This window comes from Kitasatospora sp. NPDC018619, from assembly GCF_044391605.1.
GTDB lineage: Bacteria > Actinomycetota > Actinomycetes > Streptomycetales > Streptomycetaceae > Kitasatospora.
In genome coordinates, this window is record NZ_JBISAI010000028.1 from 2,835 (window position 1) to 17,016 (window position 14,182).

Below are 14,182 nucleotides of genomic sequence, written 5' to 3' on the forward strand. Positions count from 1 at the left end.
GGCGCCTCCGGCCGCTGGGGTGGGGGGGGGCCCGGCCTCCATTTTGGTGGTGGGGTGTTCGCCCCCCCCCCCGGGGCGGGCCCCCCCCCCCGCCGGGGGGGGGCCCCCCCCCCCCCCCCGTGCCCGGGGGCGGTCAGGCCCGGCGGTCGAGGCGGAGCTGCTCGAAGAAGCGCAGGTGCTCGATCCGGTCCACGGAGCCGGGGTTGACGGCCTGCTCCAGCGGGGTGCCGGAGAGGATGCGCTTGACCGGGACCTCGATCCGCTTGCCGGTGAGGGTGTGCGGCAGGCCGCGGACGGCGATCACCTCGTCGGGCACGTGGCGCGGGGACAGCTCGGTGCGCAGCGCGGTGCGGATGCGGCCGGTCAGCTCGTCGGTCAGCTCGGCGCCGGGGGCGAGCACGACGAACAGCGGCATCCAGTAGCCGCCGTCGGGCTCCTCCAGGCCGATGACCAGGGACTCGGCGATCTCCGGGAGGCGTTCGACGACCTCGTAGATGTCCGAGGAGCCCATCCGCACGCCCTGGCGGTTGAGGGTGGAGTCGGAGCGGCCGTGGATGACGACGGTGCCCCGGGAGGTGACGGTGATCCAGTCGCCGTGGCGCCAGACGCCGGGGTACATGTCGAAGTAGCTGTCGTGGAAGCGGGTGCCGTCCTCGTCGTTCCAGAAGCCCGTGGGCATGGACGGGAGGGGCTTGGTGACGACGAGCTCGCCGACGGTGTCGGTGTGCGGGTGGCCCTGGACGTCCCAGGACTCGACGGCGGCGCCGAGGCAGGGGGCCTGGATCTCGCCGACGTGGACCGGGAGGGTCGGGACGCCGCCGACGAAGCAGGAGCAGACGTCGGTGCCGCCGCTGACGGAGGCGAGCCAGACGTCCCGGCTGACCTCCTCGTAGATCCAGCGGAAGCCGTCGGGCGGGAGCGGGGAGCCGGTGGTGCCGATGCAGCGGACGGCGGAGAGGTCGAGGTCGCGGCCGGGGTGGAGCCCGGCCTTGCGGCCGGCGCCGATGTAGGCGGCGGAGGTGCCGAAGACGGTGGTACCGGTGCGGGCGGCGACCGTCCAGAGGGCGCCGGGGTCGGGGTGGCCGGGGCTGCCGTCGTAGGTGACGATCGTGGAGCCGACCAGCAGGCCGGCGACCAGGAAGTTCCACATCATCCAGCCGGTCGAGGTGAACCAGAAGAACCGGTCCTGCGGGCCGAGGCCGAGATGGAGGCCGACCTGCTTGAGGTGCTCGACCAGGATGCCGCCCTGGCTCTGGACGATCGGCTTGGGCAGTCCGGTGGTGCCGGAGGAGTAGAGCACCCAGAGCGGGTGGTCGAACGGGAGCTGGGCGAACCCGGCCGTGCCGTCGGCCGCGTCGGCCGGGCCGGAGACCAGGTCGTCCCAGGCGAGGGCGCCTTCGGGGGCCGGGCCGCCGAGCAGCGGGACGTGGACGACGGTGCGCAGCGAGGGCAGTTCGCGGCGCAGCTCGGCGACGACCTCGGTGCGGTCGTGGGCCTTGCCGCCGTAGTGGTAGCCGTCGACGGCGATCAGGACGTCCGGTTCGAGCTGCTGGAAGCGGTCGAGGACGCTGCGGGCGCCGAAGTCGGGGGCGCAGGAGGTCCAGACGGCGCCGACGGCGTTGGTGGCGAGGAGCGCGACGACGGCCTGCGGGATGTTGGGCAGGTAGGCGGCGACCCGGTCGTGGGGGCCGACGCCCTGGGCGCGCAGGGCCGTGGCGAGGGCGAGGACCTGGCGGCGCAGCTCGGCCCAGGTGGTGGCGGCCGGGGCGCCGCCCGTCTCGTCGGCGTGGAGGATGGCGGGCCGGTCGGCGTTGGCCGGGTCCTCGGAGTGGCGCAGGACGTGTTCGGCGTAGTTGAGGCGGGCGCCGGGGAACCACTGCGAGCCGGTCCGGGTGCCGTCGGCGAGGACGGCGTCGGGCATCCGGGGGTCGGCGAGGACGGCGTCGGGGGCCTGGCTGAAGCGGACGTCGAACCACTGGGTGACCGCGGTCCAGAACCGGTCGAGGTCCTCGGTGGACCAGGCGTGCAGGGCGGCGTAGCGCTCGGCGGCCTGCCGGTCGTCGGCGGCCGGGGCGAGCGGGGCGGCCGGGGCGCCGTGGTGTTCGGCGGCCCAGGCCTGGAAGGCCACGAGGGGGGTGGCGGCGGCGCGGGCGGGGTTGGGGCGCCAGAGCGGCTGGTCCTGCGGTGGGGTGCTCACGGTGGTGGTCTCCCGGCCGGTGGAGGGGACGGGAGGCTCGTGGCAGACCCGTCCGGTTGGGCTGTCGGTGCAGACCATGCCATGTGATCGCCCGCCGCGCCAGGGTCGGCCGGTGGGGCGGGAGCGGGGTCAGCGGGGGGTGAACTCGCCGTTGAACCAGCGGCGCAGGACGCCGTTGTGGAAGTCCCAGACCAGCGGGGTCTCGGCGGTGGCGAGCAGCCAGCCGTCGGTCTCGTCGGTGGGGAGCGAGGGCGGGAGGTCGGCGAGCGGGCGGGCCGGGAGCAGCCCGCAGAGCATCACGAAGCGGCCGGCCGGGTCGGAGGAGGTGTGGATCAGGGTGACGTCGGCCGGGTCTGCGGTGATGCCGGTCTCCTCCTGGAGTTCGCGCACGCAGGCCTGCTGCCAGCTCTCGCCGTAGTCCATGTAGCCGCCGGGGAAGGCGAGTTCGCCGTAGCCGGGTTCGATGGTGCGGCGGATGACGACCAGCGCGGGGTCGGCGTCGGGGCGGGTGACGGGCAGGACGGTGACCGCGACGGGCAGCGGGTTGCGGTAGCTGATCTCGGCGCAGCCGGGGCAGGTGCGGGGCCAGGCGAGGGTGTCGGGCGGGTAGGGCGTGCCGCAGAAGTGGCAGTGCGAGAAGGGCCGGTGGGCGGTTCGGGGCGCCTCGTCGGTGGTCGTCGCTTCGTCAGTGGTCATGGCCGGATGGTAGCCCGGTCGGGCTGCGGGGCGGCCGGGGGCGACGGGCCCTCAGGGCGGGCCGGCGGCCTCGGCCGGGCCCTCGCGGGTGGGGCGGAGCAGGGCGGGGTGCAGCAGGCGGGCGCCGCCGGCGCGGTAGGTGCGGGCGCGCGGGCCGCCGCGGGCGCCGCCGCGCTCGGTGGTGGTGCCGGTGCCCTCGACGAAGCCGGGCACGGACAGCACCTTGCGGTGGAAGTTGCCGGGGTGGAGCTTCTCGCCCCAGACGGCCTCGTAGACGGCGCGCAGCTCGGGGATGGTGAAGCCGTCCGGCAGGAAGGCGGTGGCCAGCGGGCTGTACTCGAGCTTGGCGCGCACCCGGTCGAGGCCGTCGGCGAGGATCCGGGCGTGGTCGAAGGCCAGCGCGAGCGGGCCGGGGCCGGCGCGCCCGTCGACGCCACCCCCGTGGGTGTCGGCGGGCGCACCGGCGGCTCGGGACCGGCCGCAGGGCCGGAGGTCCAGGTCGGAGACGGGGTGCCAGGCGGCGGCCGCGGCGTCCGTCCCGGCCCGGGGGTCGGGCAGGTCGGGGGCGAAGGCGAGGTAGGCGACGGAGACGACGTGCATCCGTGGGTCCCGCTCGGGGGCGCCGTACGTGCCGAGCTGTTCGAGGTGGAGGCGGCAGAGCCTGTCCTCGGCCCCGGAGGCGCCCTGGAGGCCCGTCTCCTCGGCGAGCTCGCGGACGGCGGCCTCGTCGGGGCCCTCCTCGCCGGCGCGCAGGAAGCCGCCGGGCAGGGCCCAGCGGCCCTGCTGGGGCGGGGCGCCGCGTTCGACGAGCAGGACGTGCAGGGCGCCGTGGCGCAGGGTCAGGGCGACGACGTCCACGGTGACGGCGACGGGGGTGTAGGCGCGCGGGTCGTACGCGGCGAGCCACTGGGCCTCGGCTGCGGGCCCGGTGGGGTGCGGCTGCTCGTCCGCTGCCATCGCCGGGCTCCTCTCCGTGTCCGTGGCGGCCGGGACCGCGGGGCTGCCGCGCCGGTACTCGTTCTTCTCGGGATGAGCACAACGTAGCGATCGCGTTCCTCTGCGGCAAATGGTTTTCCTGCTCGCCCGGCGGCCTCCCCTCTAGGCTGTGACCAGGAACTCTGCCGAGGAGGCCGTCATGCCCACTGCTCCCCCGCCGGACTTCGCCGCCGCGCTGGCCGCCGGTCCGCTGGTGCTCGACGGCGGGCTGTCGAACCAGTTGGCGGCGGACGGGCACGACCTCTCGGACGCGCTGTGGTCGGCGCGGCTGCTGGCGGACGACCCGCAGGCGGTGGTGGCGGCGCACCGGGCGTACTTCGCGGCGGGCGCGGACGTCGCGATAACCGCGAGCTACCAGGCGAGCTTCGAGGGCTTCGCCCGCCGGGGCGTCGGCCGGGCGCAGGCCGCGCGGCTGCTGGCGAGCAGCGTGGCGCTGGCCCGGGAGGCGGCGCGGGCGGAGCCGGGCGGGCGGCGGCGCTGGGTGGCGGCCTCGGTGGGCCCGTACGGGGCGGTGCTGGCGGACGGTTCGGAGTACCGGGGCCGGTACGGGCTGAGCGTCGCGGAGCTGGCGGACTTCCACCGGCCGCGGCTGGAGGTGCTGGCGGCGGCCCGGCCCGACGTGCTGGCGCTGGAGACGGTGCCGGACGCGGACGAGGCGCGGGCGCTGCTGGCACTGGTGCGCGGGCTGGGGGTGCCGGCCTGGCTGTCGTACAGCGTCGAGGGCGACCGGACCAGGGCGGGGCAGCCGCTGGCGGAGGCCTTCGCGCTCGCGGCCGGTGTGGACGAGGTGGTCGCGGTGGGCGTGAACTGCTGTACGCCGCAGGACGCCGACCGGGCGGTGGCGGTGGCCGCCGAGGTGACCGGGAAGCCGGTGGTGGTCTATCCGAACAGCGGGGAGAGCTGGGACGCGGACCGCCGGGACTGGCGCGGCGGCCCGACCTTCCGTTCGGCCCGGGTGGGCGGCTGGCTGGCGGACGGCGCCCGGCTGGTGGGCGGCTGCTGCCGGGTCGGGACGGACGGGATCGCGGCGCTGGCGGCGGAGATGACGGTGCTGCGGGCGCAGCGCGCGGGGGCGGCGGGCTGAGCGCCCGGCCCCGCGGGGCGCACCGGCCGCGGGGCGGGGCGCGCGAGGCGCGTGAACGGAGGGCGGAGGGCGGGTTACCCGGGGGGAAGGTGCACGGAGTCGGGGCGGCCTGGCAGACTCGTCCCGTCACCACTTCGGTCGACATTGTCGACCGCCTGTCAGCGGAGGTACCCATGCCCGGCCCGATCCAGTCGCTCTCCCGGGCCGCCGCGATCATGCGCCTGCTGGCCGGCGGCGAACGCCGGCTGGGCCTTTCCGAGGTCGCGACCGCGTTGGACCTGGCCAAGGGCACCGCGCACGGCATCCTGCGCACGCTCCAGCAGGAGGGCTTCGTCGAGCAGGACCCGGAGACCGGCAAGTACCAGCTGGGCGCCGAGCTGCTGCGGCTGGGGCAGAGCTACCTGGACGTGCACGAGCTGCGGGCGCGGGCGCTGGTGTGGGCGGACGACCTGGCCCGGGCGGCCGGGGAGACGGTCTACCTGGGGGTGCTGCACCAGCAGGGCGTGCTGATCGTGCACCACGTGTTCCGGCCGGACGACACCCGGCAAGTGCTGGAGGTGGGCTCGATGCAGCCGCTGCACAGCACCGCGATGGGCAAGGTGCTGATGGCCTACGACCCCGTCGCCCGCGGGGAGTTGGGCGAGGGCCCGTACGAGTCCTACACCGTGCGGACGCTGACCGGGGCGGCCGACGTGGACGCCGAGTGCGCACTGGTCCGGGAGCGCGGCTGGGCGGACTCGATCGAGGAGACCTGGGAGGGCGTGGCCTCGATCGGCGCGCTGATCCAGGACCGGCGGCGCAACCCGGTGGGCGCGGTGTGCATCAGCGGGGCGGTCGAGCGGGTCTGCGAGGACGGCTTCGTGAAGCCCTCGCTGGTGGCCTCGGTGCGCAGCGCGGCGCGGGCGATCTCCCGCGACCTGGGCGCCGGGCGGTTCTGAGCACCGGTCCACGGAGGGCTCGCGGAGGGCCGTCGATTCGTCACTCTGAGGCGCGGACGGGCGAGAGGCCTGTCCGCGCCTCTGGCGTTTTGTCCCGGTTCGGGGCGCTCCGCTCGGTAACGTCGACGGACCCGGCGAGGTGAGGTCACAGCTCCGTAACCCCGCCTTGACGCGGGGCCGACCTGGGGAGGAAGCTTCCGCATGACGGTCGACATTGTCGAACGATGGCCGGAGAGATCACTCCCACAGTGCGCTCACCCGCACAGCGATCGACCGGCCGCCTGCCCCCACTCACCCTCCGGGCCATATGGACAAGGGAGTCTTTGTGTCCGCGTTCTCCAACGGCGACGTCTTCGTCGGCGAAACCCTCGGCACCGCCGCCCTGATACTCCTCGGCGGTGGCGTCTGCGCCGCCGTGACCCTCAAGAAGTCGAAGGCCGTCAACGCCGGCTGGCTGGCGATCACCTTCGGCTGGGGATTCGCGGTCCTCATCGCCGCCTACATGTCGGCCCCGAAGTCCGGTGCCCACCTGAACCCGGCCGTCACCGTCGCGCTCGCGGTCAAGAGCGGCGAGTGGGGCCAGGTGCCGCTCTACCTCGGCTCCCAGCTGCTCGGCGCGATCATCGGTGCCGTCCTGGTCTGGGCCGCCTACCTGGGCCAGTTCAACGCGAACCAGGAGCCCACCCTCGGCATCTTCTCGACCGGCCCGGAGATCCGGAACCCGCTCCAGAACGTGATCACCGAGGTCATCGGCACCTTCGTGCTCTGCTTCGCGATCCTCACCATCGGCACCAACGCGGGCCTCACCCAGTCCGGCACCAGCACCCTGATGGTCGCCTTCACCGTCGTCGGCATCGGCCTCTCGCTGGGCGGCCCGACCGGCTACGCGATCAACCCGGCCCGTGACCTCGGCCCGCGCATCGCCCACGCCCTGCTGCCGATCCCGAACAAGGGCAGCTCCGACTGGTCGTACGCCTGGATCCCGGTCGTCGGCCCGATCCTGGGCGGCCTCGCGGCCGGCGGCGTCTACAACGCCGTTTTCTAGCGGACGGGTTCGCCCCCGCCACCCACGGGGACTGACCGAACGGACGCGTCAGGCCCACCCACCCCGTATCCCCCGAACCCGAGCCGAGGACCCTCCCCATGACCTCCACCGGTAACTACATCGCCGCGATCGACCAGGGCACCACCTCCAGCCGCTGCATCATCTTCGGCGCCGACGGCCGGATCGTCGCCGTCGACCAGCAGGAGCACCGGCAGATCTTCCCCCAGCCCGGCTACGTCGAGCACGACGCCGCCGAGATCTGGACCCGGGTGCAGTCGGTCGTCCGCGGCGCGCTGGAGAAGGCCGGCCTGACCAAGGACGACATCCGCGCGATCGGCATCACCAACCAGCGCGAGACCACCGTCCTGTGGGACCGGAACACCGGCGAGCCGGTGCACAACGCGCTGGTCTGGCAGGACACCCGCACGGAGGCGCTCTGCCGCGAGCTCGGCCGCAACGTCGGCCAGGACCGCTTCCGCCGCGAGACCGGCCTCCCCCTGGCCAGCTACTTCGCGGGCCCGAAGATCCGCTGGCTGCTGGACAACGTCGAGGGCCTGCGCGAGCGCGCCGAGGCCGGCGACATCCTGTTCGGCACCATGGACACCTGGGTGATCTGGAACCTCACCGGCGGTGTCGACGGCGGCAAGCACGTCACGGACGTCACCAACGCCAGCCGCACCATGCTGATGAACCTGCGCACCCTCCAGTGGGACGACAAGATCGCCGAGTCGATGGGCGTGCCGATGGCCGTCCTGCCGGAGATCCGCTCCTCCGCCGAGGTGTACGGCGAGGCCGTCGGCGACCTGGCCGGCGTCCCGGTCGCCTCCGCGCTCGGCGACCAGCAGGCCGCACTGTTCGGCCAGACCTGCTTCGACGAGGGCGAGGCCAAGTCCACCTACGGCACCGGCACCTTCCTCCTGCTGAACACCGGCGAGAAGGTCGTCAACTCGTACCACGGTCTGCTGACCACCGTCGGCTACCGGATCGGCGACCAGGCCCCGGTGTACGCCCTGGAGGGCTCGATCGCCGTCACCGGCTCGCTCGTCCAGTGGCTGCGCGACCAGCTCGGCATCATCTCCACCGCCGCCGAGATCGAGACCCTCGCCAACACCGTCGAGGACAACGGCGGTGCCTACTTCGTCCCGGCCTTCTCCGGCCTGTTCGCCCCGTACTGGCGCTCCGACGCCCGCGGTGTGATCGCCGGTCTGACCCGGTACGTCACCAAGGGCCACCTGGCCCGGGCCGTCCTGGAGGCCACCGCCTGGCAGACCCGCGAGGTCGTCGACGCCATGCAGAAGGACTCCGGGGTCGAGCTCACCGCCCTCAAGGTCGACGGCGGCATGACCAGCAACAACCTGCTCATGCAGAACATCGCCGACGTCCTGGACGCCCCGGTCGAGCGCCCCTACGTGGCCGAGACCACCGCCCTCGGCGCCGCCTACGCGGCCGGACTCGCCGTCGGCTTCTGGAACGACCTCGACACCCTGCGGGCCAACTGGCACCGCGCCGCCGAGTGGACCCCGCGCATGGACGAGGCCACCCGGGAGCGCGAGTACAAGAAGTGGCTCAAGGCCGTGGAGCGCACCATGGGCTGGGTGGAGGAGGAAGAGAACAACTGACCGACAAGCCGGTCGGGGCCCCGTGCCCCGGTCGGCCACCCGCTGTTCCGGCAGCGGGTGACACCTGTTTCACCGGCCCGCCGCACCGGGCCGACCGGGCCCTCCCGCAGGGACCGCACCGCACCCGAGAGGAGTAACGGCGCCGCCCGACCCGCGCGCCGTACACAACCACCATGGCAACCATCCCGACCCTGGGCGCCGAGCGCACCGCCGGCCGCACCGCTTCCCGCGCCGAGACCCGTGAACTGCTCGGCAAGGCCACCTACGACCTGCTGGTGATCGGAGGCGGCATCCTCGGCACCGCCGTCGCCTGGACCGCGTCCCAGGCCGGCCTGAAGGTCGCCATGGTCGACGCCGGCGACTTCGCCGGCGCCACCTCCAGCGCCTCCTCCAAGCTCGTCCACGGCGGTCTGCGCTACCTGCAGACCGGCGCCGTCAAGCTGGTCGCGGAGAACCACAAGGAGCGTCGCGCGCTCTCCACCGACGTGGCCCCGCACCTGGTCAACCCGCTGACCTTCTTCGTCCCGGTCTACAAGGGCGGCCCGCACGGCGCCGCCAAGCTCGGCGCCGGCGTCTTCCTGTACTCGGCGCTGTCCGCCTTCCGCGACGGCATGGGCCGGGTCTCCACCGCCGCCCACGCCGCCCAGCAGGTGCCCGCGCTGCGCACCGAGGGCCTGCGCTCGGTGGCCGTCTACGGCGACCACCAGATGAACGACTCGCGCGTCGCCGTGATGACCGTGCGCGCCGCCGTCGACGCCGGCGCCGTCGTGCTCAACCACGCCGAGGTCACCGGGCTGCGCTTCACCGGCGGCCGGGTCACCGGCGCCGAGATCCGCGACCGCCTGGACGGCAGCGAGTTCGGCATCGACGCCCGCCTGGTGCTGAACGCCACCGGCCCGTGGGTGGACCACCTGCGCAAGATGGAGGACGCCGGCGCCGCGCCGTCGATCCGCCTCTCCAAGGGCGCCCACGTGGTCGTCAAGCGCCGCTCGCCGTGGCGCGCCGCGCTGACCATCCCGATCGACAAGTACCGCGTCTCCTTCGCCATCCCGTGGGAGGACCACGTCCTGCTCGGCACCACCGACGAGGAGTACACCGGCGACCCGAAGGACGTCCGGGCCACGGACGCGGACATCGACCAGATCATGGGCGAGGCCGCGCACGCGATCCGCGACGAGCACCTCGACCGCGACCTGATCACCTACTCCTTCGCCGGCCTGCGGGTGCTGCCCGGCGGCCCGGGCGACACCGCCGCCGCCAAGCGCGAGACGGTCGTCACCGAGGGCCGCGGCGGCATGCTGTCGGTCTCCGGCGGCAAGTGGACCACCTACCGGCACATCGGCCGCACCGTGCTGGAGAAGCTGGCCCACGTGCCCGGCACCAGCCTCGGCGAGGACATGTCGCCGATCGCCCCGACCGTCCCGCTGCCGGGCGTCGGCGCGCCGAACGCGGTGGCGCACCGCCTGCTGATCGACCGCGAGCCGGGCTCCCGGATGGAGCCGCTGGTGGCCAAGCACCTGGCCAGCCACTACGGCACGCTGTCCTTCGACATCGCCCGCATGATCGACGAGAACCCGGAGCTCGGCCGGCCGATCCACGAGGACGGCCCGGACGTCTGGGCGCAGGTCGCGTACGCGGCGGACAACGAGTGGGCGTACACCGCGGACGACGTGCTGCGCCGCCGCACCACGATGACCGTGCGGGGGCTGGACACGCCGGAGGTCAAGGCCGAGGTCGAGGCCTTCCTCGCGAAGCGCGGAAACAAGTAGGCACAGCCTCGCGCAGCGCGGAAACAAGTAGGCACAGCCTCGCGCAGCGCGCGGAGCGGCCACACCGCCGACGGCGGGCGGGCGTCCGGGAGTCCCCCGGGCGCCCGCCCGCCGTTTCGCGCACCGCGGGGCCCGCGTCCCGCCTCGGGGGGCTGCTCGGTACGGGCGCCCGGGTGCGAACGCCGTACGGGCGGCGCGACGGCGGTCCTGGCGGCCCGGGAGGGAGCGCCGCACCGCCGGGGCCCGCGGCGGGTACGGACGGGCGTACCGGCCGGGCTGCCGGAAACGCCGAGGGGCGGCACCCGTACGGTCACGGGTGCCGCCCCTCGGCGTCGCGCTCAGGGCGCTAGACGATCAGGCTGAGCGGCATGATCAGGGCGATGGCGACCACCGAGATCACCGTCTCCATCACCGACCAGGACTTCAGCGTCTGCCCGACGCTCATCCCGAAGTACTCCTTCACCAGCCAGAAGCCGGCGTCGTTGACGTGCGACAGGAACAGCGAGCCCGCGCCGATCGCGAGCACCAGCAGGGCCGCGTGGGTCGAGGACATGTTCGCCGCGAGCGGGGAGACGATGCCGGCCGCGGTGATGGTGGCGACCGTCGCCGAGCCGGTGGCCAGGCGGATCAGCACGGCGATCAGCCAGCCCAGCAGCAGCGCGGAGATGTGCCACTTGCCGGACCACTCGCTGACCGCGTTGCCGACGCCCACGTCGATCAGGGTCTGCTTGAAGCCGCCGCCCGCGCCGACGATGAACACGATGCCGGCGATCGGCCCGAGGGACTTGCCGACGGTGTCGGAGATCCGGGCCCGGTCGAAGCCGGCCGCCTTGCCGAGGGTCGCCATGCCGAGGAGGGTCGCGGCGAGCAGCGCGATCAGCGGGGAGCCCACGAAGTCGAACACCCGCTGGCCCAGCGCCTTCGGGTTGTCGATCACCACGTCCGCCAGCGCCTTGCCGAGCATCAGCACGACGGGCAGCAGGATGGTGGCCATCACCGCCCCGAAGGAGGGGGTGCGGTCGTGCTTGGCCGTCTCCTCGGGGGCGGTGGCGGCCGGGATCTCCAGCGGGCCGACCCAGCGCTCGGCGAGCCGCGCGAACAGCGGGCCGGCGATGACCAGGGTCGGGACGGCGATCAGCAGGCCGAGCGCCAGGGTGATGCCGAGGTCGGCCTTCAGCGCGTCGACGGCGACCAGCGGGCCCGGGTGCGGGGGCACCAGGCCGTGCAGCACCGACAGGCCCGCCAGCGCCGGGATGCCGACCCGCATCAGCGGGACGTTGCCGCGGCGGGCGACCAGCAGCACGATCGGGATCAGCAGGACGACGCCGACCTCGAAGAACAGCGGCAGACCGAGCACCGCCGCGATCAGCGCCATCGCCCAGGGCAGCGCCCTGTTGCCGGTGCGGGACAGGACGGTGTCGGCGATGATGTTGGCGCCACCGGAGTCGGCGAGCAGCTTGCCGAGCATCGCACCGAGGCCGATCAGCAGACCGACGCTGGCGACGGTGGAGCCGAAGCCCGTGGAGAAGCTGCTGAGCAGCTTGTCGAAGGGGGCACCCGCGACGGCGGCCAGCAGACCGGAGCCGAGCGTGAGGGCGAGGAACGGGTGCAGCTTCAGCTTGGTGATCAGTACGACGATCGCACCGATGCTGAGCAGCACCGCGATCAGCAGCTGGGAGTCGCTGCTGGTGTGCGGCAGGGCCGGTGGGGCGGCCGCCAGCAGAGTGGGGGCAATGCTCACGCGAGGTCTCCATTGACGGGCCGCAGCAGCGCCACGGCCATCTCGACGAGTTCTTCGGGGGACGGGCCGACGTCCAGGACGCCGCCGCGCTCGTCCGCCGCCAGCGGTTCCAGGGCGGCGTACTGGGAGTCGAGCAGCGACGACGGCATGAAGTGGCCGGTGCGGTGGTTGAGCCGGTCCTCGACCAGCTCGTGGCCACCGCTGAGGTGCAGGAAGAAGGCGCCCGGGCAGGCAGCGCGCAGGGTGTCGCGGTAGCGGTGCTTCAGCGCCGAACAGGTGACCACACCGCCGGTGCCGGCCTCGGCCCGCTCCTTCAGCCAGGCGCCGATGGCGCGCAGCCAGGGGGCGCGGTCCTGGTCGTCCAGCGGGGTGCCGGCGGACATCTTGGCGATGTTCTCCGCCGGGTGGAAGTCGTCCGCCTCCGCGAAGGGGAGGGCGAGGCGGTCGGCCAGCAGGCGGGCCAGGGTGGTCTTGCCGACGCCCGAGACGCCCATCACCACGACGGTGAGGGGGGTCTTCGGAAGGTCGTGGTTCTCGACGCTGAGAGCCATGGGTGGTGCTCCTTCGTTTCCTGGCCGCCACTATCGCCTCAAAGATATGACGTATTCAAGTGGCGGAAACCAAATCGTCATACTTTTGCGGTGTGGTCTGGGTCGCAGGGTGCTTCGGACGCTCGCGGGGCGGGCGTCTAGGCTGGTCGGATGGAGATCCAGGGACTGACCGGGCGGCTGCTCGACGAGCTCGGGCCGGCGATCGCGTCGGGGGAGGTCCCCGAGGGGGCGGTGCTGCGCGGCGAGGAGCTGGAGCACCGGTTCGGGGTCTCCCGGACGGTGGTCCGGGAGGCGGTGCGGATCCTGGAGGGGATGCGCATGGTGGCCTCCCGGCGACGGGTCGGGATCACCGTGCAGCCGAAGTCGCTCTGGGACGTCTTCGACCCGATGGTGATCCGCTGGCGCCTGGCCGGCGCGGACCGGCCCGCCCAGCTGCGCTCGCTCGGCTCGCTGCGGGTGGCCGTCGAACCGGCCGCGGCCGCGCTCGCCGCCACCCACGCGAGCGACGACGACCGGCGCGAACTCAGCTCACTGGCCGTGGATCTGACGGTCACCGCGCGGGCCGCCGACCTGACCGCCTTCCTCAGGCACGACATCGCCTTCCACTCCCTGGTGCTGCGCGCCTCCGGCAACGAGATGTTCGCCCACCTCGGGGGCACCGTCGCCGCCGTACTCACCGGCCGCACCGAGTACCACCTGATGCCCCATCAGCCGGAGCCGTACGCGATCCGGCTGCACCGCGAGGTCGCGGAGGCGATCTGCGCCAAGGACGCCGTCCACGCCGAGCAGGCGATGCGGACGATCGTGACCGGTGCCTTGGAGGAGCTCGACCTCCAGCTGGACTGAGGCCGCCGGGGCCGCGGCCCTCCCTGATGACACGGTTTGGCGGCAGTTCGGCGGATTCGGACGCATGGTCCTGGTTCGGTGGGGCAGAGTGTGCCGGAGGAGCGCGTTTCGTGTGCGCCCGTTCCGTATGCTTCACCTGCTCCGCCGAACACGCGTCACGCGCCTGGGGGTCGCTCGATGTCCGTGCCACGCCGCCGTCGCCGCCTGCCCGACGAGGTGCGCGCCGCCGCAGTCCGGGCCGTGCTCTGCCTGTCCTTCACCCTGGTGGGCGTCGTGGTCGCGACCCTGGCCTCGTACGCGGGCAGTTGGCTGCTGACCCCCGCGCTGCTGGCGATGGGGCTCGGGGTGTTCGGGACCATGTGGTGCCTGCTGGAGATCCTGATCTCCCGCCAGGTCGCGGCCCAGCGGATGCGGGCACCGGGCGCCGCCCATCCGATGGCCGGCAGCCGGGCGCCCGCCGGGCCGCCGGCCGCCCGGCCGCTCCCCCGGTCCGGGCAGCCCTCGGTGTACCGGCAGCCGTACGAGGCGCCCCAGCCGCAGCCCCGGCCGCAGGCGTACGGGCCCGGGCCCCAGCCGCCGCAGGCCCGGCCGCAGCAGGCTCCGTACCCGCCGCGCCACCAGGCTCCGTACCAGCCGCCGTACCAGCCCCCGCAGCAGCAGCCGCGCCAGGCCCGGGTGCGGCCCCACCACCCGTGAGTCC

12 protein-coding genes are annotated in these 14,182 nt (G+C 73.8%); 7 read left to right on the forward strand and 5 right to left on the reverse strand.

The features are described 5' to 3' along the window. Positions 1 to 133 precede the first annotated feature (133 nt). The 3 genes from ACH5AR_RS30880 to ACH5AR_RS30890 are packed head-to-tail and all read right to left on the reverse strand — an operon-like array spanning position 134 to position 3,850. Positions 134 to 2,275 carry an acetoacetate--CoA ligase gene (locus tag ACH5AR_RS30880; RefSeq protein WP_396304827.1) on the reverse strand — a complete coding sequence of 714 codons (2,142 nt, stop codon included), beginning with the start codon at positions 2,273 to 2,275 and terminating at the stop codon, positions 134 to 136. Positions 2,276 to 2,326: 51 nt separating this feature from the next. Then, positions 2,327 to 2,893, reverse strand: a complete 567-nt coding sequence (locus ACH5AR_RS30885) for an NUDIX domain-containing protein (protein WP_396304828.1) — start codon at positions 2,891 to 2,893, stop codon at positions 2,327 to 2,329. A 51-nt stretch (positions 2,894 to 2,944) separates the two neighbouring features. Continuing rightward, positions 2,945 to 3,850 (reverse strand): NUDIX hydrolase, encoded by a 906-nt coding sequence (locus tag ACH5AR_RS30890; RefSeq protein ID WP_396304829.1) that lies wholly within the window; start codon positions 3,848 to 3,850, stop codon positions 2,945 to 2,947. A 178-nt stretch (positions 3,851 to 4,028) separates the two neighbouring features. On the opposite strand from ACH5AR_RS30890, the gene mmuM reads away from it, so the two are divergent. The 5 genes from mmuM (at position 4,029) to ACH5AR_RS30915 (ending at position 10,344) form a co-directional block, all read left to right on the forward strand. Beyond that, positions 4,029 to 4,973 (forward strand): homocysteine S-methyltransferase, encoded by a 945-nt coding sequence (mmuM, locus tag ACH5AR_RS30895; protein ID WP_396304830.1) that lies wholly within the window; start codon positions 4,029 to 4,031, stop codon positions 4,971 to 4,973. A gap of 173 nt (positions 4,974 to 5,146) precedes the next feature. Next, positions 5,147 to 5,911, forward strand: coding sequence for an IclR family transcriptional regulator (locus ACH5AR_RS30900; RefSeq protein WP_396304831.1), 765 nt, complete (start codon positions 5,147 to 5,149; stop codon positions 5,909 to 5,911). Between the two features lie 325 nt (positions 5,912 to 6,236). After that, positions 6,237 to 6,956: an MIP/aquaporin family protein gene (locus tag ACH5AR_RS30905; protein ID WP_396304832.1), complete on the forward strand. Its 720-nt coding sequence runs from the start codon at positions 6,237 to 6,239 to the stop codon at positions 6,954 to 6,956. Between the two features lie 98 nt (positions 6,957 to 7,054). Further along, on the forward strand, positions 7,055 to 8,575 hold the full coding sequence (gene glpK, locus ACH5AR_RS30910; RefSeq protein ID WP_396304833.1) for a glycerol kinase GlpK: 1,521 nt from the start codon (positions 7,055 to 7,057) through the stop codon (positions 8,573 to 8,575). A 173-nt stretch (positions 8,576 to 8,748) separates the two neighbouring features. After that, entirely contained in the window at positions 8,749 to 10,344 is a 1,596-nt protein-coding gene (locus ACH5AR_RS30915; RefSeq protein WP_396304834.1) for an FAD-dependent oxidoreductase, read from the forward strand. Positions 10,345 to 10,690: 346 nt separating this feature from the next. Here the strand turns inward: ACH5AR_RS30915 and ACH5AR_RS30920 are convergent, their stop codons facing one another. Continuing rightward, a complete protein-coding gene (locus ACH5AR_RS30920) occupies positions 10,691 to 12,079 on the reverse strand; it encodes a GntP family permease (protein ID WP_396304891.1) in 1,389 nt (462 codons plus the stop codon). A gap of 2 nt (positions 12,080 to 12,081) precedes the next feature. Beyond that, a complete protein-coding gene (locus ACH5AR_RS30925; protein WP_396304835.1) occupies positions 12,082 to 12,636 on the reverse strand; it encodes a gluconokinase in 555 nt (184 codons plus the stop codon). A 150-nt stretch (positions 12,637 to 12,786) separates the two neighbouring features. Between ACH5AR_RS30925 and ACH5AR_RS30930 the strand changes: the two genes are divergently transcribed. Together ACH5AR_RS30930 and ACH5AR_RS30935 are read left to right on the forward strand one after the other, a co-directional pair. Continuing rightward, entirely contained in the window at positions 12,787 to 13,482 is a 696-nt protein-coding gene (locus tag ACH5AR_RS30930; protein ID WP_396304836.1) for a FadR/GntR family transcriptional regulator, read from the forward strand. Positions 13,483 to 13,659: 177 nt separating this feature from the next. Next, complete coding sequence (locus ACH5AR_RS30935) at positions 13,660 to 14,178, forward strand: hypothetical protein (protein WP_396304837.1); 519 nt, start codon at positions 13,660 to 13,662, stop codon at positions 14,176 to 14,178. Positions 14,179 to 14,182: the final 4 nt, after the last annotated feature.